This is a genomic window from Sporosarcina ureae (assembly GCF_002109325.1).
GTDB classification, from domain to species: Bacteria; Bacillota; Bacilli; order Bacillales_A; family Planococcaceae; genus Sporosarcina; species Sporosarcina ureae_C.
In genome coordinates this window covers 2,964,898-2,987,479 of sequence record NZ_CP015348.1, presented here as the reverse complement: position 1 = coordinate 2,987,479, position 22,582 = coordinate 2,964,898, and the positions used below count along the sequence as shown (strand labels likewise).

At 41.5% G+C, this 22,582-nt stretch carries 22 protein-coding genes and 1 pseudogene; 3 read left to right on the top strand and 20 right to left on the bottom strand.

Annotated features, from left to right (window positions below; genetic code table 11):
* Positions 1-48: 48 nt before the first annotated feature.
* The 15 genes and pseudogenes from murD to SporoP32a_RS14545 form a co-directional block, all read right to left on the bottom strand.
* Positions 49-1,398: a UDP-N-acetylmuramoyl-L-alanine--D-glutamate ligase gene (gene murD / locus SporoP32a_RS14615; protein WP_085428564.1), complete on the bottom strand. Its 1,350-nt coding sequence runs from the start codon at positions 1,396-1,398 to the stop codon at positions 49-51.
* Positions 1,399-2,370 carry a phospho-N-acetylmuramoyl-pentapeptide-transferase gene (mraY, locus tag SporoP32a_RS14610; protein WP_085428563.1) on the bottom strand — a complete coding sequence of 324 codons (972 nt, stop codon included), beginning with the start codon at positions 2,368-2,370 and terminating at the stop codon, positions 1,399-1,401.
* Positions 2,371-2,416: 46 nt separating this feature from the next.
* Positions 2,417-4,312 carry a penicillin-binding transpeptidase domain-containing protein gene (locus SporoP32a_RS14605; protein ID WP_085429105.1) on the bottom strand — a complete coding sequence of 632 codons (1,896 nt, stop codon included), beginning with the start codon at positions 4,310-4,312 and terminating at the stop codon, positions 2,417-2,419.
* Between the two features lie 72 nt (positions 4,313-4,384).
* Complete coding sequence (locus tag SporoP32a_RS14600; RefSeq protein WP_232319548.1) at positions 4,385-6,574, bottom strand: penicillin-binding protein; 2,190 nt, start codon at positions 6,572-6,574, stop codon at positions 4,385-4,387.
* A 32-nt stretch (positions 6,575-6,606) separates the two neighbouring features.
* Positions 6,607-6,978 carry a cell division protein FtsL gene (gene ftsL, locus SporoP32a_RS14595; RefSeq protein WP_085428561.1) on the bottom strand — a complete coding sequence of 124 codons (372 nt, stop codon included), beginning with the start codon at positions 6,976-6,978 and terminating at the stop codon, positions 6,607-6,609.
* A gap of 17 nt (positions 6,979-6,995) precedes the next feature.
* Positions 6,996-7,928 (bottom strand): annotated as a pseudogene (gene rsmH, locus SporoP32a_RS14590) (16S rRNA (cytosine(1402)-N(4))-methyltransferase RsmH).
* A gap of 17 nt (positions 7,929-7,945) precedes the next feature.
* Positions 7,946-8,377, bottom strand: coding sequence for a division/cell wall cluster transcriptional repressor MraZ (mraZ, locus tag SporoP32a_RS14585; RefSeq protein ID WP_085429104.1), 432 nt, complete (start codon positions 8,375-8,377; stop codon positions 7,946-7,948).
* Between the two features lie 422 nt (positions 8,378-8,799).
* Positions 8,800-10,416 carry a bacillithiol biosynthesis cysteine-adding enzyme BshC gene (gene bshC / locus SporoP32a_RS14580; RefSeq protein ID WP_158232592.1) on the bottom strand — a complete coding sequence of 539 codons (1,617 nt, stop codon included), beginning with the start codon at positions 10,414-10,416 and terminating at the stop codon, positions 8,800-8,802.
* Positions 10,417-10,501: 85 nt separating this feature from the next.
* A complete protein-coding gene (locus SporoP32a_RS14575) occupies positions 10,502-10,882 on the bottom strand; it encodes a DUF3397 family protein (RefSeq protein ID WP_085428559.1) in 381 nt (126 codons plus the stop codon).
* Positions 10,876-11,769, bottom strand: a complete 894-nt coding sequence (locus SporoP32a_RS14570) for a ketopantoate reductase family protein (RefSeq protein WP_158232720.1) — start codon at positions 11,767-11,769, stop codon at positions 10,876-10,878. Before SporoP32a_RS14570 ends, SporoP32a_RS14575 begins: the two co-directional genes overlap by 7 nt.
* A gap of 55 nt (positions 11,770-11,824) precedes the next feature.
* Entirely contained in the window at positions 11,825-13,312 is a 1,488-nt protein-coding gene (locus tag SporoP32a_RS14565; protein WP_085429103.1) for an acyl-CoA carboxylase subunit beta, read from the bottom strand.
* A gap of 81 nt (positions 13,313-13,393) precedes the next feature.
* The gene (locus SporoP32a_RS14560; protein ID WP_085428557.1) at positions 13,394-13,609 is read right to left on the bottom strand and encodes an acetyl-CoA carboxylase biotin carboxyl carrier protein subunit; all 216 of its coding nucleotides are present in this window, start codon (positions 13,607-13,609) and stop codon (positions 13,394-13,396) included.
* Positions 13,610-13,745: 136 nt separating this feature from the next.
* Positions 13,746-14,507 carry an enoyl-CoA hydratase/isomerase family protein gene (locus SporoP32a_RS14555; RefSeq protein WP_085428556.1) on the bottom strand — a complete coding sequence of 254 codons (762 nt, stop codon included), beginning with the start codon at positions 14,505-14,507 and terminating at the stop codon, positions 13,746-13,748.
* Positions 14,508-14,614: 107 nt separating this feature from the next.
* Complete coding sequence (gene rpmF / locus SporoP32a_RS14550; RefSeq protein WP_085428555.1) at positions 14,615-14,788, bottom strand: 50S ribosomal protein L32; 174 nt, start codon at positions 14,786-14,788, stop codon at positions 14,615-14,617.
* Between the two features lie 24 nt (positions 14,789-14,812).
* Complete coding sequence (locus SporoP32a_RS14545; protein ID WP_085428554.1) at positions 14,813-15,343, bottom strand: YceD family protein; 531 nt, start codon at positions 15,341-15,343, stop codon at positions 14,813-14,815.
* A gap of 126 nt (positions 15,344-15,469) precedes the next feature.
* On the opposite strand from SporoP32a_RS14545, the gene SporoP32a_RS14540 reads away from it, so the two are divergent.
* Complete coding sequence (locus SporoP32a_RS14540) at positions 15,470-16,648, top strand: nucleotidyltransferase (protein WP_085428553.1); 1,179 nt, start codon at positions 15,470-15,472, stop codon at positions 16,646-16,648.
* A gap of 4 nt (positions 16,649-16,652) precedes the next feature.
* On the opposite strand, the gene SporoP32a_RS14535 is transcribed toward SporoP32a_RS14540, so the two are convergent.
* The gene (locus SporoP32a_RS14535; protein WP_085428552.1) at positions 16,653-17,699 is read right to left on the bottom strand and encodes a SepM family pheromone-processing serine protease; all 1,047 of its coding nucleotides are present in this window, start codon (positions 17,697-17,699) and stop codon (positions 16,653-16,655) included.
* Between the two features lie 128 nt (positions 17,700-17,827).
* On the opposite strand from SporoP32a_RS14535, the gene SporoP32a_RS14530 reads away from it, so the two are divergent.
* A complete protein-coding gene (locus tag SporoP32a_RS14530) occupies positions 17,828-18,709 on the top strand; it encodes a hypothetical protein (protein WP_085428551.1) in 882 nt (293 codons plus the stop codon).
* Between the two features lie 572 nt (positions 18,710-19,281).
* Here the strand turns inward: SporoP32a_RS14530 and coaD are convergent.
* From coaD to SporoP32a_RS14515, 3 genes are read right to left on the bottom strand one after another with little or no spacing between them, the layout of a single operon-like run.
* The gene (gene coaD, locus SporoP32a_RS14525; RefSeq protein WP_085428550.1) at positions 19,282-19,764 is read right to left on the bottom strand and encodes a pantetheine-phosphate adenylyltransferase; all 483 of its coding nucleotides are present in this window, start codon (positions 19,762-19,764) and stop codon (positions 19,282-19,284) included.
* A gap of 4 nt (positions 19,765-19,768) precedes the next feature.
* Positions 19,769-20,323: a 16S rRNA (guanine(966)-N(2))-methyltransferase RsmD gene (gene rsmD / locus SporoP32a_RS14520; RefSeq protein WP_085428549.1), complete on the bottom strand. Its 555-nt coding sequence runs from the start codon at positions 20,321-20,323 to the stop codon at positions 19,769-19,771.
* A complete protein-coding gene (locus SporoP32a_RS14515) occupies positions 20,320-21,762 on the bottom strand; it encodes a hypothetical protein (protein ID WP_085428548.1) in 1,443 nt (480 codons plus the stop codon). The genes rsmD and SporoP32a_RS14515 overlap by 4 nt, the downstream gene beginning before the upstream one ends.
* A 71-nt stretch (positions 21,763-21,833) precedes the next feature.
* Between SporoP32a_RS14515 and SporoP32a_RS14510 the strand changes: the two genes are divergently transcribed.
* Positions 21,834-22,229, top strand: coding sequence for a DUF7147 family protein (locus tag SporoP32a_RS14510; protein WP_085428547.1), 396 nt, complete (start codon positions 21,834-21,836; stop codon positions 22,227-22,229).
* A 15-nt stretch (positions 22,230-22,244) separates the two neighbouring features.
* Here the strand turns inward: SporoP32a_RS14510 and SporoP32a_RS14505 are convergent, their stop codons facing one another.
* Positions 22,245-22,517: a YlbG family protein gene (locus tag SporoP32a_RS14505; protein WP_085428546.1), complete on the bottom strand. Its 273-nt coding sequence runs from the start codon at positions 22,515-22,517 to the stop codon at positions 22,245-22,247.
* Positions 22,518-22,582: the final 65 nt, after the last annotated feature.

Sequence of the window (22,582 nt, the reverse complement as noted above, 5' to 3'; positions counted from 1 at the left end):
AATTAATCAGTCAGTTTTTCATTTTACTCTCCAACTATTACAAAGGATTTACAACTTCATTACTGCATCAATAAATTCGTTGCCCCGAATTTCAAAGCTCTTGTATTGATCCCAACTTGCACAGCTCGGCGACAATAGAATCACATCATCTTCACAGCTACACTTATATGCCTTCTGGACTGCGTCCTGCATAGTTGTTGCCTGAACTGTCTCAGTGATGCCACAAGACATAGCAAAGTCTGCAAAACGCTTTGCCGTCTCCCCTATCGTGACGACAGCACGAACATTTTTCATATAAGGTCGTAATTCTTCAAATGAATGGCCTCTGTCTAGTCCCCCAGCAATCAAAACGATTGGCTTTTTAAATGAGGAAAGTGCACTTTTTGTTGCCAATGTATTCGTCGCTTTTGAGTCATTGTATATTGTACGGCTATTTGCTTCACGTACAAATTGCATGCGATGGCGAACACCGGTGAAAGAACTCAAAACATTTTCTATCGCTGTTTTTTCACACCCTGACAATATGGCTGCCGCCGTTGCGGATAAAACATTTTCTAAATTGTGACGACCCGGTAATTTAATATGCTTAATTTCTATGAAAGGTTCACCAAGCCAATAAATCCATTCTTCATCTGCTGAAATACCTTCTCTAGTTTTTCCAAGTACTGAAAAGGGTACTTTGTGAGATTCGAATGATTCTATTGCTTCTTTTATTAACTGTTGATCCGCATTAAAAATTAAGTATTCTTCCGAAGTTTGGTTGCGGGCTACTTGCAACTTCGCATCGAGATATTCATTCATCGATCCATGATAATCCAAATGCGCTTCATACAAATTCGTAAAAATTGCAATGCGTGGAGTAAAGCTTTCTGTCCCAGCTAACTGAAACGACGAAGCTTCAAGTACAATTACTTCATTCGCTTTCGCCTTTTCAGCGACCGTACAAGAGACCGTTCCAATATTACCCGCTATTAGTGGATGTTTCTTACCCAAATTTAGCATGTGATACAACAATGTAGTGGTTGTCGTTTTACCGTTCGATCCAGTAATCGCAATAATTGGTGCCTCGCTGAGAATACTAGCCAATTCAACTTCAGTCCAAATCGGAATATTCTGCTCAACTGCCTTCGCTAGTAGCGAATTAGTGTAAGGGATACCCGGATTTTTTACGATGAAGTCGAAATTTCGCTCTAGTAAATCACTCGGGTGCCCCCCTCCAATAACTTCAATTCCTCGCGCTTGAAGTTCCATTGCTTCTTCATTACCTTCTACAGGCTTTGAATCATTGACTACAACTTCCGCACCAAGACGCTGAAGCAAACCTGCCGTTGCCACTCCGCTCTTCGCAAGTCCGACTACAAGTACCCGTTTCCCTATGAATTGTTCTGTATTCTTCATTTACATAACCTCCAAGAAGACCGGTACGAGGGCAGCAAGCAATGCCACACCCCAGAACACAATCACTACTTTCCATTCTGACCAGCCAGATAATTCAAAGTGATGATGAATGGGACTCATTTTAAATACGCGTTTTCCAGTCATTTTAAAACTGATAACTTGAATAATGACAGAAAGCGTTTCTACTACGAATACAATTCCGATGACCAACAGCAACAACTCCTGTTTGATCAATACTGAAATCATAGCGAGTGCCCCTCCTAATGCCAGTGAACCTGTGTCACCCATAAATACTTTCGCTGGTTTGATGTTGAATAATAAAAATCCAAGCATTGCACCCGCTACTACAAATGCAAATAACGCAATATCATTTTGCTCATACGCTAACGCAAATACACCGAAGGCAGAGAATGCAATAGTCGATGTTCCGCCTACTAGACCATCTAAGCCATCCGTTAAATTGACTGCGTTAGAAAAACCTACAAGCCAAAACACTAAAAACGCCACATAAAACACACCGAGATCTATCCCAAGATCCGTGAAAGGAATCGTTACGGTCGTTTCGAATGGTCCGAGTTTCAGTAAGAAAAAGGCAACGATCGCAATAATGATCTGACCGATTAATTTCTGAAGTGATGTCAATCCTAAGTTGCGCTTCGCTACGATAATAATAAAATCATCGAGGAAGCCGATGATTCCGAAACCGATCAGCACGATCAATAACACAATCGTATGAGTAGTTAGTGTGTCGTTTATGTAAGATAAAGTTAGTGTTGAAATCAATATAGAAAGAAGGAAGATGAGTCCTCCCATAGTGGGAGTACCCGCTTTTTTCATATGCGCTTGTGGGCCCTCTTCTCGTATACTTTGACCAAATTTCAACCTTCTAAGTAATGGGATGATGATCACCCCGATAATCGCTGATACAAAAAATGAAACAGCGATTATCGTGACTGTGGTGCCGAGTGTCATGTTAAGTTCTCCTTCTACTATCAATTGCGTGTCAGTGAAGCACTGCTTATTCTGTGTACAAATGAATTGTGTCTTCCACGGTCATCAAAGTATTAGGAGCTGGTAACTGTCGAATAACCTTCTTACCTTTTCCATGCCACTTAACTTTGAATGTGTAATTTTGAGACAACAATTCTTTTTCATTCATTCCAAGTAAATCAGGTGAACGGAATGTGATCGCGTCTCCCCATCGGTACTCTTTTTCTAACTGTTCTTTCCTTCGTTCTATGTTAGCGATTGGAGCAATTTCTTCAATGATTCGTCCGACGATCGGTGCAGCGATAACTCCTCCGAATTGAATCGAGTTTTTCGGACTATCGATCGCTAGATATACGAGTAGTTCAGGATCATCTGCAGGCGCGAAACCAATGAAGGAGACAATATAATCACCATCTTTATAGCGACCATTCTCTACTTTCTGTGCCGTCCCTGTTTTACCACCTATTCGAAGACCTTCTGCAAAAGCATTACGACCTGATCCATTCGCTACAACTGATTCAAGAGCGTGACGCACTTTAGCTGATGTTTCTTCGCTGATTACTTGTCTTTTCAATTCAGGTTTGAATTCTTTAATCGTCTTACCGTCAGAGTCTTTTATGGATTTAACAATATAGGGCTTATAAAGTTTACCACCATTAATAGCTGCGGCAACAGCTTGCACTTGTTGAATCGGGGTGACAGAGATTCCTTGCCCGAACGAAGTGGTTGCCTGTTCAACAGGTCCAAATGCTTCCTTGGAAAACAAAATACCTTTCGATTCTCCAGCGATGCCTGATTCTGTTGAGCTACCGAAGCCAAATTCACGTATATAGCGATCTAACCTTTCACTACCGAGTCGCTGCCCCATCGTAATGAAACCCGGGTTACATGAATTCTCTACTACTTCCAAAAATGTTTGATCTTTATGACCTTCTCGTTTCCAGCATCGTAATCTGGCATTTGCAACGATTTTGTAACCAGGATCATAAAAGTTTTCATTTTCCAAATCGATGACGTCTTCTTCCAAGCTGGCTGCCAAGGTAAGAATTTTGAATGTGGAGCCTGGCTCGTATGTCATCCATACAGGCAAGTTGCGGTTATAGATAGTGGAATCCGCTGATTGATATTCGCGTGGATCAAAACCTGGCACGGATGCTAGTGACAATAATTCACCCGTTTTCGGATTCATAATGATAGCTAACGCCTGTGTTGCATCATACTTCTCCATCGCTTGAATCAGTTCGCGTTCCACGATTTGATGCATTTTAAGATCAATCGTCAGTTCCAAAGTCGAGCCATCTTTGCCATGTTCGAAGCTATCCTCTACATGAGGCAAGGCAATTCCTTTGGCATCAGTGAACAGTCGTACTTTGTCCCCTGTTCCGTTCAGAATTTCATCGTACGCATACTCAATTCCCGCTAAGCCATTGCCATCATATCCAGTAAAACCAAGCAAACGAGCTAACAGATCATCATATGGATAGTAACGGATAAAATCTACACCTACATACAAGCCGGCGACTTGCAGTTTCGAGATCTCATCCCCTTGCTCTTTGGTGATGTTTTTTCCTTCGGGAGCTAGTTTCACCATATAGGTTTTTTTCTTCAGTTTCTCCTCCAATGTTTTTGGAGGCATTTGAAGAATTTTTGCAATCGCAGGTATATCACTGGAAATGTCAGGATTTTGTGCTGGCATGAAATATAACGTGGGCGCTAGTTTGTTTCCAACAATTAACTTCCCACTTCGATCCGTAATATTCCCACGCATAGCTCCAAAAGGTACTTCAATATCCCAGTTTTCTTCCGCTTTTTCTTTCAGCCACTCATGTTTAATGATCTGCACATGAAATAGTTTCCCTATAACGAGTAGTAGACCGAGGAGAAAACAAATGAAGGCTACACGTAAACGTTTTTTTGACTGCATATCAATAAATGACCGCAAAGACTCACTACCTTTTTTTCTATTAAGGTATGCTGTGAAATTGCGTGCTATACATTAGCCACCCATGATTTGCTCCTCTTCGCTCTCTTCTTTATTATCATTACTTTTCTTTTTATTATATTGTTGCTCCGGCGTTCGAAGTTCTACGACAATTGGATCATTCTTGTTTACTGACGTCCCTTCTGTGATGCTTTGTCCAACAACATAACCTTCGCCATTGATTCGAATATCCAACTTTGAAAGATGTGTAAATGAAAGTACCATCTTTTTAGACCAACCTGTCATATCAGGGAATGTCGTGTCTCCTTTTGTTTCCAACAAGACTATCGAATCCTCCGTTAACTTCGTGTCTGCTTTTGGTATTTGTTTGGATACCTTGCCACCCTCTCCGATCAACACGGTTTGGAAGCCATCCTCAACAGCCAAAGAAGCTGCCGTTTCTGCATCTTCCCCTTCATAATCCCCAACCTTTTTGACGGGAACTACTTGTTCATCATCAGGTGCAATGTTCAAATACTTTAAGCTGTTTTCCATAATTGGATTAAACACTTTCGATACAGGATCTGAACCTAGCTCTCCTACTTTTAATTTCGGTTGCTGAACTGTTACGTAAATCAAAAGTTGAGGATCATCAATTGGTGCCATTCCTAGGAATGAGTACAAATAGTTCCCAGCCCCCGTCATATAATCCTTACTACCTTTTTGGGGGAGTTGGGCAGTACCAGTTTTACCACCTACTGCGTAATTTTCTAAATGATATTTTTTGGCAGTACCATTTTCTGAAGTAACAGTTGTCGCTAAAATTTCCCGCACTTCTTTAGCGGTCGCTGCAGAGATTGGTGATCCGCTCTCTTCAGGCTCATGATTCTCCAATACTTCTTCCGTATTCGGATCAATAATTTGATCAATTACATACGGCTTCATCATTACCCCGTTATTTGCAATTGCAGAAGCCGCCTGAATCATCTGTAATGGCGTGACCGTTGACCCTTGTCCGTAAGAAGTCGTCAATCTTTCAGATGGATAATTATCTAGTACAACACCGGGCGCTTCATTTGGCAAATCTATCCCAGTTCGTTTTCCAAAACCGAACTTATGAACGTACTCGATAAATTTCTGATCTCCGATTCTTTCCAGCAAGTACGCCATCCCTACGTTAGAGGAACGTTGCAATCCTTCAAGGAAGGTGATCGTGCCCCAGCCATCTACATTGACATCACGAATTGTTTGATCGTAGATTTGATAAGATCCAGATCGGAAATATTCGTCTGGTTCCCATTTGCCCTCTTCCACGGCAGTTGCCAACGTGAACATCTTCATTGGAGAACCTGGTTCAATCGTCTGCTCAACTGCATCATTCAGCCAGTTTTCTGTCAGACCTTCCCTAGTCATAGGATTAAACGTTGGCCGCTGGCTCATCGCTAAAATTTCTCCTGTTTTAGGATTAGATACGAGCACTAGCATTTTTTTAGGCGAGTATTCCTCTTCTACTTTATCCATCGCTTCTTCCACGAAATTACTGATTGTCTTATCCAATGTCAGTTTAATCGTCTGACCGTCTTGTGGTTCTTCAATTTGTTTGCTAGCAGTAGGTAATAAAGTACCCCAGACATCCGCTTGGTAATTCACTTTTCCATCGACACCGGTTAGTTGCTTGTCATACGTTTTTTCAAGCCCCATTTTTCCTTTGGTGACTGTTTGGTTATTTTCCGTTTCTTCTTTTTGAGCAAAGCCCACTAAGTACGAAGCGAATCGACCATTAGGATAGAATCGTTTTTTACCCTCTACAAACAAAATACCCGATAATTTTTTTCTATCGAGTTCTTCCTTCATTTTCAATACCGTTTCTCGGTTTAGATCTTTACCGGCACGACCAAACTCAATTTGCCATGCTCCCTCTCTAGCATTTTCCATTTTATCGTAAATTTCACGTTCTTTTAGCGGTAAATACTTGGCCAGTACTTTAGCTGTTTCTTTATAATCAATCACATGATATTTTCTCTTACTATTTTTACTTGCAGCTTCATTAAGTACAGCGACTACATGATAACTTAATGTATCCGATGCAATTGCCACGTCGTTTCGGTCTACGATAGCGCCGCGGCTAGCTTGTAAGACTGCATTTCTTTCATATTGGTTAGAAGCGATCTTCGCTAATTCTTTACCGTCTACTTGGCCCGTCATCTGAATAAAAAGAATTCTGCCGAATAATATGAAAAAGAGCCCTCCGAATACTACAAACATTAGAAAGGCTCCCCATTGAAAGCGAAACTTCTTCATCGTCCTGGTACGACCTTTACGTTACTTTCGTTAAGGTTCAAACCATTCTCTTGTGCTTTTTTCCAAATACGTTCGTAGGTGGATTTGTCACTCACTTGAATGGACAATTCATTATTCTGTTTTGTAGTATTTTCAATTTCCGTATTCATCAACTGCACTTCTTTATTGACAGCGTTTATATCTGAGTGTGTCTGTAAAAGCATAGATGAAGTACCGATTGTAAATGCTGCAAATAAAGTGAACAATACCTTTTCGCCCTTAGAAAAACGTTTTTTTACACGGCGGACAACCTGTTGCTGATTTTGATCAGTATGTTGTTCTACCTCCGGTGTCTGTGGCGTATTAAGGTTCCGTTGTTCTAGTCCCATGGCTTGATTCCCCTTTTCTATTTTTTCTCAATGATTCGTAATTTTGCTGATCTAGCACGTTTGTTATGCTCTATTTCTTCATCTGTCGGGATGATCGGCTTGCGAGTAATTAGACGGAAGTCCGGATCCATTCCCTCAGGTATAATAGGTAAGTTCGGCGGCAACTCTGGCATAGAAGATGCTTCCTTAAATATGGTTTTACATAAGCGATCTTCAAGTGAATGGAAAGTAATGACGCTGATTCGACCTCATTCACGTAATAACGTGAGGGCGTCAGTTAAAGATTGCTCAGCTGCTCCCAACTCATCATTTACCGCAATTCGGATAGCCTGGAAAACACGTTTCGCAGGATGGCCACCGGTTCTTCTGGCAGCTGCTGGAATACCCGTTTTAATAAGTTCGGCGAGTTCCCCTGTTGTACGTATAGGCGCATCAGCGCGTGCTTCTTCAATTTTACGGACGATTTGCTTTGAGAACTTCTCTTCACCGTAGCGGAAAAATATCCTAACCAAGTCGGAATACGACCATTCATTGACTACTTCGTAAGCTGTCAATGGCGCAGACGTATCCATGCGCATATCCAATGGTGCATCAAGATGGTAACTGAATCCTCGCTCGGCTGTATCCAATTGTGGAGAAGAAACTCCTAGGTCATATAAAATGCCATCTACATGAGATATTCCCAATTTCGCTAATTCATTTTTCAAGTCCTTAAAGTTTGCATGGACAAATTGTACTTGTGCTGTATAGTGCGCTAGTTTTTGTTGTGCTGCTTCAATGGCCGTCATATCTTGATCAAAGCAGATTAGTTGTCCTTTAGATGAAAGAAGTTTGACTATTTCTTCACTGTGACCTGCACCACCAAGTGTGCAATCCACGTAAATGCCATCTTCCTTTACATGCAAGCCATCGACGGCTTCATGCAGTAATACTGTTGTGTGGTTAAACATGTTTATTCCGCCTGCTTTCAAAATTCAAAATCAATAAGGTTTTCTGCAATGTCATTAAATGATTCCTCAGATTCCTCGTAGTACGCTTCCCAAAGTTCTGCAGACCAAATTTCAATACGGCTGGATACACCGATAATCATACAGTCCTTTTCAATCTTTGCGAACTCTCGTAAATTGGCAGGTATATTGACTCTCCCCTGCTTATCAAGACTTGCTTCGCATGCTCCCGAGAAGAAGAAGCGAGTGAATGCACGAGCATCTTTTTTTGTGACCGGCAACGCTTTCAACTTTTCTTCAAGCTTTTGCCATTCGTCCAGTGGGTATCCAAACAAGCAATTATCAAGTCCGCGGGTTAAAATAAAGCCATCTTCCAACAGTTCCCGAAATTTCGAAGGAACAATCAGACGACCTTTCATATCAATTGAATGTTGATACTCTCCCATGAACATATAATTCACCCCACTGTATGAAATAATGTACCACATCCCCCCACTTTCCTCCACCCACTTGGCTATTTTTCTTCTCATATTTATTAAAATGTGTCAATAGTACTTCTTTCTGATTTGTTTTCCTGCTCATATCGCGAAAAAACCACTGTTTTCGCTAGTAACACTAGGAATTGTCGTAAGATGAAATCCCAGTGAAAATTAAACAATTAGTGAGTACGAGTGGATTGAAGCTCTAGTTGGGGACGCTTTCCGGTGGGCCCGCGGGAAGAGCCGTAACGAAGGACTGCTTTTGCGAGTAAAAGTGGGGCGTTGAGAGCACAGCTTTGCCCGCAAAATCCCTACCCAGCATCCTTGCTAGTCGATCCATTCAACGCAAATTAAACCCGCCATTCATAGAACGAATGACGGGTTTAAGGGGTTTCTTATAAATACACGAGCTGATGAGATCCATCGAAGGTATACGACTGTTTTAGTAACTCGTCTATCAAGTCTTCGCCAAATTGATTCATGTAGAAGTAAGGCGAATAGAGACGCTCTTGCAAGGAGCCTTCTGGAAATAGCTGTTCAGAAATGACATGGTAACGCTCGTACTGTACATGATGTTTCACTAAGATTGATTGTTCTTTTTTCTTCTGTAAATAATCAAACTGACTCTTATGGAACTGCAAATTCTTTTGAAGTAATTGAAGTAAGCTTGGATCTGTCGTTTCTAAATGTGTATGCAACTTTTCATACTGTGCTTCTAGTTGACTCTTCGTCTCGTCAAGCAAACGATCAAATGGCTCATCCCTTTGTTGCTCTAGCCATTGTTCCTGATGTTCCGGTAATTGATAATCCATTACTTGAGCCATCGTAATATCTGTCAGTTCCAGTGCTTCTTGGACTTGTCTGTTGACCAGTGTGATAGAAAGCCTTGGAACGATGACTGGCATATGGATACCCATAATATGAAATGCATCTTTCAACAAAGACCAATACGCAATTTCACCCGGTCCGCCAACGAATGCTAATACAGGAAATACCAAATCTTGCATAATGGGTCTAGTTGCTACGTTATTACTTAGCAACCAAGGTTCATTCTTGGCAAGCTCATACATCTTCTGCTCCGTGAAGGAAATACCTGATTGTTCATTAACGAACTTTCCGTCTTTTCTTCGGAGCAAAATTCTCCCTGTATCATGAACATAAAAGATGTTGGCATCCGACTCTTCGGATTCGATCGGCTTCGAGTAACCATGTGACTGAAGCTGTTGTTCTGTTGTGTAGATACTTCTTGCCATCGCTTCAGAGCTTTCAATCATTTGCGAAAAATATGGTGATTCCAATTGGCGTAGTGGTTTATAGGCTGCATCCATAAACAACAACCCGTGCTTTGTAAACAAGTCGTTCATCAACGAGGTAAAAAAACCTGTGAACGTTTGCTGTTGTTTCACGGTTTGCAATACATGATCTAGCAACCCGCGTGTATAAGTTGTTTCTCCATAGCTTTTGAAAACTTTTCTGATGAAAGCAGCCATTTCCTTTTGATCGTATGGCGTATCCGAAGCCATCGTTTTCAGAATGGTAGGCTGTTTAAATTGTCGCTTTGCCGCCTTTCCTGCTTTGGCAGTATATGTATGATTAATTTCATTGATGTCATGATCTTCTCCTGCAATCCAAAAAACAGGTATTACGGGTTTCTTTAGTGCTTTGCGTTGTTCTTTTGCCAATAAAATAACAGAAATAGCCTTATGAACAGAATATAAAGGCCCCGTCAAAATTCCCGCTTGTTGTCCTCCAATAACGACAAGTGCATCATTAGAAAGTTCTTGAATATGTTGAGCGGCCAAATCCGATATGCCAAACGGCTCCATATAGTGTTCTATGGCAAGCGCTAGTTGTTCCCGTTGAAATGAACGCCCTTGCAACTCTTCTGCTCTATTCTCATATCCTGCCTGTGTTACTTCATAATCAAAAAATGTATGAAAAAATTGTGGATCATGCCGATACGCTTCCATCAATTTATTCTTTTTTGGCAATTCCATTGTGTCCAAATACATGTCACAAACTCCTTTATGTCGCATACTTATCGCAAGTATATCATTTCATCCGAATAGGATGAATTGATACGCTTATGAGCGCAAATTAGTTCACATAGCGAATAATTTGCAATGTGATTCCGATAACGAACAGCAAGAAGTAAGTTACAGTCAACAACAAGAAATAAGCCCGCCACGTTCTACGTAGTACCCAAGAAGTCCGGAATTCCTTTTCCCTTGAACGTTCCATGATAGAGAAACCTATCGCAATTATGCACAATACACCAATCAATAAAATAGGAAGCCAAACATCCCAAATAGCCCGTATTAAGATTAGCACGGTTAGAACCATGAATGGGGTTGTCCAGTCAATAGCCCAGCCAATTCTTTTTTTCTTCGTAATTCCAATCTTCTTTGCCACAATAATTAATACAATTAAAATAATAAACGGAAACAATAATAATGCCCCAAGTATATTCGTCAACATCCGCTAGATTCACTCCTGTTTATTCCAAGCAACATCGTCTCAAGCATTTGTAAAAAAGGAGCACTTTCACCTTTTCTTTCAATCTCCTTCAAGACTGCCGTTAGAATCGTTTCAATTTCCATTTTTCTTCCTTTTTCTCTGTCTACTAGCATAGAAGATTGATTATGAGCTGTTTTACGGCACACTTCTTCTATATCCTTATAGTTCAATAGATCACTATACTCTTCGAAATTACTTAACAACTCATCACATAACTGATGGAACAATGAATAAAAATGGGGATTCTCCAACAATTGTCCGTTCTTCACTTGCAACAGTGCTGTGAGAGGATTAATTGCACAATTTATCAGTACTTTACGGAAAAGTAAGCGTTCCGAACTTTTTTGTGTAGCGATTGGAAAATTCAGCGGATCGATTTCAGCCATCCACTGAATCGTTGATAGAATCCGCTCATTTTCCGCAATGGTTATAGGCCCAACACCGTTATGTGAAACTGTTCGATCATTTATTCTTCCTGCACCATGCTCAACTGTCGCGAATGACACATGCCCTAGCGAATATTGTTTTACCAACGACAGATGACCTATCCCATTTTGAACAAATAACAAATCCGGTTGTACAGATAATGTACTAATTTCAGACAAGATAACTGGCAATGCATCATACTTCACCGCAATAATCCATAACGCGTCTGTCGGCAATTCCTCAATATGTATGGTTGAACGTACTTCATATGTATTCTTTTCAGGCTCTCTTACTAGACCACTACGTAAGCGCTTTGCTTGTTCCTCGCGCCTTACCCAGAAGGTAACCTCTGCCTGATGTTGAGCTAAATAGGAGCCAATTAACAAACCTATTGATCCTGCTCCCACCACTACAAATTGCATAGCTTTCCTCCTTAAAAAAGAGACCCAGTAAAGGCGTCTCTGTTGGTACATTTTATTATACAGGATAGACAGGATGTTTTCTCGAAGAATTCATAATTTTTTTCGTTTCATAGAATCCAAATCTTTCAGCTAGTACTGAGCGAAGATTATGTGGTGCAACTACTTCGTCAATAATGAGTTCTGATGCCATTCTATAAATATCAATTTCCTCTTTATACTCTTGTTGCTTCTCTTTAATAAATGCGATTTTTTCTTTTGGATCTGTAATGGCTTCGATTTTATTCGAGTACACTGCATTGACAGCTGCTTCAGGGCCCATTACGGCGATTTGCGCAGTTGGCAAGGCAATACAGACATCGGGCTCAAATGCGGGTCCTGCCATCGCATATAGGCCTGCTCCGTAAGCTTTGCGCACAACAACCGAAATTTTCGGGACAGTAGCGGAACTCATCGCCATAATTAACTTTGCACCATGACGGATAATTCCTTGTCGTTCCACTTTCGTCCCAATCATGAATCCTGGCACATCTGCAAGGAACAACAACGGAATAGAGAAAGCATCGCACAGTGTAATGAACTTCGTTACTTTATCTGCGGAGTCCACAAACAGTACGCCACCTTTTACTTTTGGCTGATTGGCAATGATCCCTACAGGCCGGCCGTCAATACGCGCAAGTGTAGTGATGACCTCCCCAGCAAACAACTTCTTGATTTCAAACAAACTATCTTCATCTACCAATTGATCAATTGCCTCATGCATATCGAATGGAGCGTTTTGATTTTCTGGTATGATCTCTTCCAACGTGCGTCCTATCTTCGCCTCACGAGGTGCAGCCATTTTGGCAGGCGCTTCATAGTTTTCAGGGAAGTAGGACAAGTATCTGCGGGCTTCTACAATTGCTTGCTCCTCGCTGTCTACCAACACATCACCACAACCACTTATGGAACAATGCATGCGCGCTCCGCCCATTTCTTCCAACGTCACTTTCTCACCTATAACTTTTTCAGCCATCCGAGGTGACCCTAGATACATCGAAGCATTGCCTTCTACCATAATGACAATGTCACAGAAGGCCGGAATATAAGCCCCACCTGCTGCGGAAGGTCCGAATAAAAGACAAACTTGCGGAATGACACCAGATAAACGTACTTGATTGTGGAATATCCTACCGGCACCACGGCGATTCGGGAACATATCCAACTGATCTGTAATTCGTGCTCCTGCAGAGTCCACTAAATAAAGTAGAGGTACGCGAAGTTTTTCAGCTGTTTCCTGAATACGAATAATTTTCTCTACTGTTCGTGCACCCCACGAACCTGCTTTGACTGTTGAATCATTGGCCATCACACAAACGGTTTGACCATCGATTTTCCCAGTAGCCGTTACAACCCCGTCTGAAGGAAGATCTTTTGCTTCACAATTCGCAAATCTACCATCCTCAGCATACTTACCATCATCAAATAATAAGCGAAGCCGTTCTCTTACAAACAACTTTCCTTGTTCTTCCGATTTAGCATGATATTTTTCTGCACCGCCTGCCATAATGCGAGTAGTGATTTCTTGAAGCTTTTCATTATAAGCCGTCTTTGTCGATTCGTTTTTCAAAGGATTTCCCGCCTTCCATTACGATTGAATAGTAACCAATACGTCATCTTCATCTACGAAATCGCCCTCAGCTCCGTGGATTTTACTTACTGTTCCATCAATTTCTGCTTCAAGCGGAATCTCCATTTTCATCGATTCCAAAATGACGACAACTTGTCCCTTCGTCACTGCGTCTCCTTCTTTCACTTCAATCTGAAAGATCGTCCCTGCCATCGCTGCTTTTACTTCTTGCATACAATCACTCCTCGTATTCTTAGTACTTACATTTGTTGAAAACTATTTCTTTATAGTTAGTGTATCTTATTTATGAAACCGTTTACAAGTAAATGTTAAACAGTCCCGACAGTCTATGCCTATCAGGACCGTAACTTTACTTGCTTTTCGTTAAAAATCGTTGTACTGCTTCATGATGTGCATCGCTTTCCCACAGAACAGAACAAATGCGAGCCTCTTCTTGCATCGCTTGCTCAAGCCCACTCGCTTCCCACTTTCTCGTCGCGATAGATTTATATGCACGGTGTACATTTCTATGCACTTTCAGCTTAGGAGCTAAGAATTGATCAAGTGCAGTTTGGGCATCCCCCTCATACACTTCAGTCGCCCATCCAAGCTCAAGTAATTCTTCAGGCGAATGAACGCTCGCTCTACTCGTAAACTGCAGCATACGATCATGTGGACCGTTTTTCTCGAATAACAATGTTGCGCCACCCCAACCTGACGTGATGGCTAACGTACCCTGAATGAAACCTGCTTTTGCGTGAGACGCAACTAGACGGTAATCACAAGCTGTTGCTAGTTCACAACCGCCACCAACAGCTGTCCCATTCACAAGCGCTATTGTAGGCATCGGCAACGTGGCAATACGGTGCAATATACTTGCTCCCCTACTAAGCATTGGAATAGCATCCTCCGCTGTTTGAAAGCCGTGAAAATCACTTAGGTCTCCCCCTGAACAAAATGCAAGGCTCCCTTCTCCTGTTATGACAGCGAAAGAAATTTCAGGATCATCCTCAATTTTATCTAAGAAAAGTTCAAGCCCCTCCATGACGTCATAATTTATTGCATTTCGCATAGCAGGACGATTAATTGTGAAGCTAGCTATGGACTGATCTATATTTATAGAATAAGACAAAAAAATTCCCCCTTTTTATTCAGCATACCATTTTTGTGTAAAACAAAAAAGACTACCTTGAGCCATGGTCTCAAGGTAGTCTTCTATTTCGTTGTGCAGAATCTAAATTATTCGCCTACAACGTCTTTTCCTTTGTAGTGTCCGCATGATTTGCAAACGTGGTGTGCCAACTTCATTTCTCCACAGTTGCTACAAGTAGTCATACCTGGCGCTTCAATTTTGTAATGAGTTCGACGCATATTTTTCTTCGTTTTAGAAGTTCTTCTCTTTGGTACTGCCATTGGGGGGCACCTCCTTATAAGGGTTTACTCTTTATCGGTTTCAAAAAAATTAGCCAATCCTGCTAAGCGAGGATCCACTGTTTCTCCTGCTTCTTGTCGTTGCGCTTCCAATTCTTCATCGGTTGTATAGGACCAACCTTTGCCTTCAACCTGTTGCATTTCATCTGCGTTATCACAGAATACTTGCATCGGGATCTCTAGCAAAATGAGTTCTTCCAATACAGGAATAAAATCAATTACTTCTCCTTCAACCGGATGAATTTCATCATCCATCTGAAGTGTTTCATCGTCCCAGCTGAATTGCTCAAACGATTCAATAGAGAAAGGATAATCGACGTCTTCCCACGTACGTGCACAAGGCAAAGTCATTGAACCTTCTAACTTAAGCCGGCATGTTAACTTTTTCTCACCAATTGTACATGTTCCACTTACTCGAACAGGCTGAATTGCCCTAATTTCTTGATTCCGATTTTTCACAGAATCCAAATTTACTGCTTCGTCAAACAGTAGCGGGCCTTGCCTATGTTTCCGTAATTGATGAATGGACCATTTCATGTCTATCACCTCAAGACAACAATGTTGATTATAGTATTTAAAATATGGGATGTCAAGATATTTTCTTGTCACCCTAATAAGTTTAACGTTATAATTCATTATACGCAAGTACAGAGGAGGATTTCATTGATAGCTACTGGTATTGTCGTCGAATATAATCCCTTCCATAACGGTCATTTATTTCATCTGAATGAAGCAAAAAGGCTTACGAACGCGAATGTAATCATCGCTGTGATGAGTGGGCATTTTCTTCAACGTGGTGAACCCGCGATTGTCGATAAATGGACACGGACGCGAATGGCTCTCGCTGGCGGGGCTGATCTCGTCATTGAGTTACCCTATGCTTTTTCTACAGCACATGCCCCGAAATTTGCGAAAGGTTCCGTACAAATCCTTGACGCCCTTCAATGCAAATACATTTGCTTCGGCAGTGAAGAAGGGAGTATCGCACCGTTTACGAATAGTTTAGACACAATGGACACAAATAAAGAACTTTACGAAAAAACAATAATGTCTTCCGTGCAAGAAGGTATTAGTTATCCAAATGCATTGCGGATCGCCTATGAAGAAATTTCCCGCACTACTGATGAGCCTTTAGCTGACTTGTCAGAACCAAATAATATTTTAGGTTTTCATTATATGCAGTCTGCAAGAGAAATTAGGTCGGATATGACGCCTGTCACGATCGCGAGAAAAGGTACACATTTTCATGATGAAGCATTACCTGAGAACTCTATTGCTAGTGCTACAGGAATACGCAAAGAGCTGTTTGCAACCGATACGGAGCACGTGCAAACATTCATGCCACCAGCTTCCTTTAAACTTCTCAAACAACTGCCACATCAGAGCTGGGACCATCTCTACCCGTTTCTTCGGTACACGATTCTTCGGGAAGGACCTGAACAATTGGCTCTCATTGCAGATATCACGGAAGGCATCGAGTTTTCTATTTGGCGCGCCGCAAAACAATATTCTACATTCCAACTGTTCATGCAGGCCGTCAAATCAAAACGCTATACGTGGACACGCATACAACGCATGTTAGTGCACATATTGACAGGTTACCGTAAAACGACACGCGCACAAATTAGTAGTCCGTCTTACTTAAGACTTCTCGGCATATCGGAAAATGGAAGAAGTTATTTACGGTCTGTAAAAAAAGAATTACCGTTGCCGCTCATAAGCCGTGCCGGTTCCCACAAAGACCCATCACTGTTGATGGATATCAAAAGTACAGATATTTATATGTGTGGTATCCAAAGAGAGCCAGGACTTGATTTTAAAACACCGCCAATTTTACTGTGAGTGGTTACTTCTCGTCCAATTTTTCCAGATAACTCAGTGCATCATCAATCGTTTTTACAGGTACGACTTTCATTTTCGTACCGATTTTATCCGCAGTTTCTTTCGCTTCTTCATAGTTGGAGCGAAGCTGCGGGTTTTTCTTTTTCACTTCATCCGGTAATTCATCGTCAGGCGCGAAAAATATTTCGATATCTTGACGATCGGCAGCCATAACTTTAAAATCAATTCCACCGATTCTTCCTACAGAACCATCTTCGAGCATCTCACCGGTTCCTGCGATATTATAGCCTTTTGTCAAATCGACATCCACTAAACGATTCATCAATTCCAGCGTAAACATCAAGCCAGCTGAAGGCCCACCAATGTCTTCTGTGCGAATGTCGACCTTTGGCTCTGTTTCTAGTTTGATCTGTTCTTCAAACTCTATACCAAGCCCTGCACGACCATTTGAATCAGGTAATTCTTTTAATTCTATTGGTACATCTAGTTCCTGTTTCCTTCGTTTCACTCGCAATTGTACCTTCTGACCTTCCGACTTATCACCAATCTCTTGCATAAATTCTTTTGCTGAAGCAAGCTCTTGCTGATCGATTGATTGAATGATGTCCCCAACTTCTAGCTTACCCGCAGAAGCACCTGCAGGTAATACGCCTGCCACAAAAACACCGGTAAACTTCCGATTGATTGGCAAACCTGCCTTGTCAAATGCGACGGATATGGCATGTGTTTTGGAATCATTCATCAATTTCTTCTGTCGCACTCCGTACTCTTCGTCACTTTCACCATGCCTTCTCACTTGGGTAGCTGGTAGTAGTTTCATTTTATCGGAAAACTTTGACCACGCATAAGTGATGGGAGTCGCTTTGCCGATTGCAATCGTCATCAAACTAAATGTTCCTGCATCATCTGTATCTCCGCCTGCTACTTCTACAAGCGGTGCTAAATCATACGCTCCACCTGGCCGAGAAATATACATATCTAACGGATAAAGTGCTATAACAGCGATTACTATTAGGATTACTGCCGCTATTCCCCATTTCCGCATTTTCATAAAAGTTCACCTCCATTAATAGCCTGTACGAATACTACATATATATTACGGTAGATTTTATTGTAATTCAAAAATAAGGAAGGAGTGCGACAGATGCTTATTAAATTGCGATTCTGCCGTATCGAACAATGAGTAACGTACTCGTCATCTGGGCACTGATTATTTTATTTATTTTGCAACCAGATGTCGCACATGAAGGAGCCGTCACTGGTGCTCAATTATTCACTACTGCGTTACTTCCCTATTTGCTACCTTATATAATTTTAACGCAGTGGTTATTGAAAATGCCGAGCAAACGGGTCACCAGTCAATGGAGTCGATACATAAAAGCTTATGTGCTTGGTTCGTTTGGCGGCTTTCCTGTAGGTGCCGTGACTGTTAGTGAAATGAAGAAGAACGGCGAGATTTCTGCAGCTGAAAGTAGTTTGCTCGTTGCCTCCTGTCATGCACCAGGACCCATGTTTATTATCGGCTTTGTTGGTAACGAATTATTCGGCAGCACAACGAGTGGCTGGAAGTTGTTGATCGCCATTCATTTAGCTAATATCATATTTTTCATATTGGCGATGTCAATTATAGGCAGGCGGCATCAAGAGAGCATTGTGCCAATTGTTCCTGAACAACACAGCACGTCTCCTTTACTTCGCTCTATCAAGGACAGTTCCTCAGTTATTTTATTGGTGGCAACAACGGTTATATTCTTCTCTTCACTCAGCAATGTGCTTTCGTATTCTATTTCTTCTGTCATCACGGTTGATATGGGCGTGACAAAAACTTTATTACTCGCTGTGTTCGAAATGACTTCCGGAGTCCAGTCTGCCACTGAACATTTTGCCGGGGATGCAATTTATCCGATGCTCATCGCGGCTATTCTCTCGATCAACGGCCTGAGCATCCATATGCAAGTCATGACGATCGCTAAGGGCGCCGGCATACGAATATTCCCCTATGTCATCGCAAGGGTCTGGAACACGTTGCTCGTGCCTATACTGTTCATTTGGATTTATTGAGTTAGTGTAAATGTGTTTAAAGGTAGTAGGTGGCAGGGTTTTAGGGGTGGGGATCTGCGCTCTAGGCGGACGCGTTCGAGAGGGTGGGCGGTGAACCACACCCCTCGCTTCGCTCGCTGGGTGTTTCACCTGTCCCACTGATCCTCCCCGAGTCGCCGCCTGCCGCTCCAATCCCTTGCAATGTGAGTGGAAGATACTTTTTGTTGTACATTAAAGTAAGTGTTGTAAACCATTCTGAACTTCTTTATTTGAACTTAAAACAAGTTAAAAAACAAGAATTAACACACTAGCTACAGTGAGTTATCTAAGTGTCTCCACTATAAATGTAAGATGGAAGCGGAAGTTGGGGGCGAAGTGCAAAGATGTGCTCCTAACACTGCGCTTTTACTCGCAAAAGCCGTTCTTCGTTATGGCCCTTCCCGCAGGCCCATAGGAAAGCGTCCGCCAGTTTGAGCTTCCATCCCTTCGCACTTACTCTTAACTCACATGTCGAGGTATTCGTTTCTGCACTACACTCTATACAAAAAGGATGCCCATAATGGACATCCTTTTTTCATTCTCGAAATATACTGTTATTTTGCAAACTTTTCCTTCAGTGCCGCATTGACATGTGGCGGGACGAGGGAAGAGACATCTCCACCGTAACGTGCGACTTCTTTGACGATGCTTGAGCTAAGGAATGAATACTGGCTCTTCGTCATAACGAAGAACGTTTCAATGCTTTCATCCAACACTCGGTTCATCGATGTGATTTGCATCTCATACTCAAAATCCGAAATCGCACGCAAGCCACGAACGATGACCGATGCGTTAATTTCCTGCGCGTAATCAATCAATAATCCCGAAGATGTGTCAATCTTGACATTGTCATATTTCGACGTTACTTCTTGAATAAGCGCTATACGCTCCTCTACCGTGAATAACGGCTTTTTAGAAGAGTTATTCATTACTGCTACGTGAACTTCCCCAAATGTTTTTGCTGCTCTTGCTATGATATCTAAATGTCCATTCGTTACCGGGTCAAAACTTCCTGGCACGATTGCGATTTGTGTCATGCTGTTAGCCTCTTTTCTCGTAAATCGTAATAGCAGTGTTTCCATAGTTGGCAGAACTGACTTGAATATATGTATCGTACTTTTCGGGCAAATCTATATGTTTATCGTGTTCACAAATGATTGTTGCATCTTCCGCCACTAGTCCTTGTGCTATTACGTCTTTAATAACATCATAGTATTCTACCGTTGCATAGGGAGGATCTACAAACAGTAGATCTATGACAACTTCTTTTTGCTTAAGAATTGCCGCAGCTTGTCGGGCATCTTTTTTCTCAATCTGCAAAGCCCCCTCCATACGGCACTTCTCTGCATTCGCTTTAATTATAGCGCATGCTTTGGGATTCTTTTCAAACACAATGGCTTTTTCCATCCCTCGTGATAGTGCCTCAATGGCGATGGAGCCACTGCCGCCAAACAATTCGACAACAGTGCCTCCATCGAAATATGGGCCAATCTTGTTAAATATGGATTCCTTTACTTTGTCTGATGTAGGTCTAGTAGACGTACCTGGTAGAGATTTTAAAGGTGTTCCTTTTCTCGAACCGGAAATGACTCTCACTCATTTTCCATCTCCTTTATCAACTTTTCAATTTGTTCGATCGTTATGGTTTCATCGGACTTATCAATTAATACTAAAAAGATACGCCGTAGCCAATTTTCATCAAAATACATTTTTTTATTAATTGAAGTATAAGGCTTTTCTTTGTAATCATATTTGCGGTTATTCATGACGTAGAATGGCCCTACTTTAGAAAATCGATAGGTGCGGCTTGGACTATCGATATAAATCGACTGCTCGTTTGAACGGATAGTATAGCCCATCTTCGATAATAACTCTTCTGCCGGATAAAAACTTTTCCCATTCTGCACTACTACTTTGACTTCAGGAACTTCCTCTCCATCGAGCATCACCAGACGTGGATCCAGTAATAGGAATGGATAGTTATATCGTTCCTCTTTCATTGTTTTTTGGAAATACTGTGTATCGAATGCCAGTATTTTTGACAATGATTGATCTAAATCGGATGACGAAATTTCTTTACCTATTTTCTCATGGATGTTTTGACGGAATGACTGATACTGCTCTTCAGAGATCGAATCTTTCAAACGAAGAAATGCTCCTTGTTCCGCTTTCGTTCCCACTGGCTCGTCTCCAAGTATAGAAGCAAGCATACTATTCATGGATGGCTCGTCCGTTGGTAAAACGAAACGTGACTGCACACTCATTCTAGCTACTTGTTTAATCACTTGAGACATATTGCCGGTTTTCTCCACAATAAATCGCTCAGCATACAGTGGTTGATTACGTGGAGCTAACACTACACTCACATGGTTTCCACCGACACTTTCAAGCATTTTCACTAAACGATCATTATGTTTTTTGTCAATACCTTCACCGAACAGAGTCAGCTTGTTTGAAGAGTATGCCAGCGGAACGTCCTCAGGCTGCCAATACAGCTCATTAACAAATCCTACTCCGCGGTATAATCGATACGTTATACGCTCTTTATCGGCCTTCCCTACACGTTCAAGACCTGTTACCCACATACCGCCAATATTTTGTTCGTCTGTCATATGAAGAACAGTCGTCAATGGTTTGGCATCCTTCAATAATACAAATGGCTTTTTAAATAACTTTCTACTAGTTAGCGGCTGTTTTTTTGGCATTTTATACATAATGGACTGCTGATCACGTTCTCCCTCTTCAAACGCTACACTGGAATCATTCAGACGGGCACATGACGAAGAATCCTCCACTTCACAACCTCGCTCGACACTTCCTTCTGGCCAAATAATTTCGTGTCTGCTTTCGGATAAGTTGTAAAAGTGATGACGGATATACAATCCATCTGCTCGATTAACGACTTCGATTTCTTGACGATACGTTCCTGAATTCGCGCCTTCTCCATCTGCATTTGCTGACTGGCTGTAGTGTAAATAAACGAGTCCTCCGTTTACTGCCGCCAAAAGAAATAAAATCCTGACAATAGCTTTCAACGTACAACACCTCATCACATGGTATGATGGATACGAACCATTACTAATCGCCTGAAAGGAAGCGCTTGATTATGATCCAACAACGTTTTATCGAACTAGGAGAAGGCTATAGTGACATCTATGAATTGCTTGAATTAATGTCCACAAACTCCCATCGAATTCATAAGTCTTATATTTTTTCATCCAAACACAACTCTAATGAACAGTTGTCATTCGCTGTTTCTTTTTCCCCTGCTACTGAGAACAATCATTTCATGCCGATCTATATTTGCAGGGAAGGAATTCGTTATTCTGCAGACAAGCCATCTAAACGCTATGACATGTTTGTTGAACATGCAGAATCACTGAATAAAAAACCCGTTAGAGTAGAGATAAAGCATTCATCTCAATTTGCTGAGAAAGAGTTATTTTATCAGTATATCACTGGTATCTTACGCTTAAACCACTTGTTGCCGCCGCTAAATTAATAAAGCGGCAACAAGTTACAAACCTGTTTTATAATCGTATTCTTTTGCTTTATCTGGCTTTGCATTTTCATATACTGTGCTGACAAAGGGACGCTGCGAAGGCAATACTTTCCGTACAGCCGATAAACGCTCCAACTTAGTGATTGTTGTTTCCACGTCTTCCATATCACAGTAAAGCACAACGTATTTCATTCGTTTTGAAATATAATGAACATGCCCAAATTTGCGCAATGATTTTGCTTGTTTTAAATGATGGAGATAGACAATTATTCCTTGTCGATCAATCATGATTCTCCCCCTCTTTCTTACTCCATACAATACCATAGGTGAGAAAAGTCCTGCAACCTTGCATA

Coding starts and splice junctions, on each gene's coding strand:
- SporoP32a_RS14605 (WP_085429105.1), bottom strand. CDS start 4,312: ATGCAGTCAAAAAAACGTTTACGTGTAGCCTTCATTTGTTTTCTCCTC.
- ftsL (WP_085428561.1), bottom strand. CDS start 6,978: ATGGGACTAGAACAACGGAACCTTAATACGCCACAGACACCGGAGGTA.
- mraZ (WP_085429104.1), bottom strand. CDS start 8,377: ATGTTCATGGGAGAGTATCAACATTCAATTGATATGAAAGGTCGTCTG.
- bshC (WP_158232592.1), bottom strand. CDS start 10,416: ATGTATTTGGACACAATGGAATTGCCAAAAAAGAATAAATTGATGGAA.
- SporoP32a_RS14510 (WP_085428547.1), top strand. CDS start 21,834: ATGATCCAACAACGTTTTATCGAACTAGGAGAAGGCTATAGTGACATC.
- SporoP32a_RS14570 (WP_158232720.1), bottom strand. CDS start 11,769: ATGCAATTTGTAGTGGTGGGAGCAGGATCAATAGGTTTGTTAATTGGC.
- SporoP32a_RS14505 (WP_085428546.1), bottom strand. CDS start 22,517: ATGATTGATCGACAAGGAATAATTGTCTATCTCCATCATTTAAAACAA.
- SporoP32a_RS14565 (WP_085429103.1), bottom strand. CDS start 13,312: ATGGCAGGCGGTGCAGAAAAATATCATGCTAAATCGGAAGAACAAGGA.
- SporoP32a_RS14530 (WP_085428551.1), top strand. CDS start 17,828: ATGAGTAACGTACTCGTCATCTGGGCACTGATTATTTTATTTATTTTG.
- SporoP32a_RS14545 (WP_085428554.1), bottom strand. CDS start 15,343: ATGAAATGGTCCATTCATCAATTACGGAAACATAGGCAAGGCCCGCTA.
- mraY (WP_085428563.1), bottom strand. CDS start 2,370: ATGACACTCGGCACCACAGTCACGATAATCGCTGTTTCATTTTTTGTA.
- SporoP32a_RS14600 (WP_232319548.1), bottom strand. CDS start 6,574: ATGTTTGTAGTATTCGGAGGGCTCTTTTTCATATTATTCGGCAGAATT.
- SporoP32a_RS14560 (WP_085428557.1), bottom strand. CDS start 13,609: ATGCAAGAAGTAAAAGCAGCGATGGCAGGGACGATCTTTCAGATTGAA.
- rpmF (WP_085428555.1), bottom strand. CDS start 14,788: ATGGCAGTACCAAAGAGAAGAACTTCTAAAACGAAGAAAAATATGCGT.
- SporoP32a_RS14535 (WP_085428552.1), bottom strand. CDS start 17,699: ATGAAAATGCGGAAATGGGGAATAGCGGCAGTAATCCTAATAGTAATC.
- coaD (WP_085428550.1), bottom strand. CDS start 19,764: ATGACACAAATCGCAATCGTGCCAGGAAGTTTTGACCCGGTAACGAAT.
- murD (WP_085428564.1), bottom strand. CDS start 1,398: ATGAAGAATACAGAACAATTCATAGGGAAACGGGTACTTGTAGTCGGA.
- SporoP32a_RS14575 (WP_085428559.1), bottom strand. CDS start 10,882: ATGTTGACGAATATACTTGGGGCATTATTATTGTTTCCGTTTATTATT.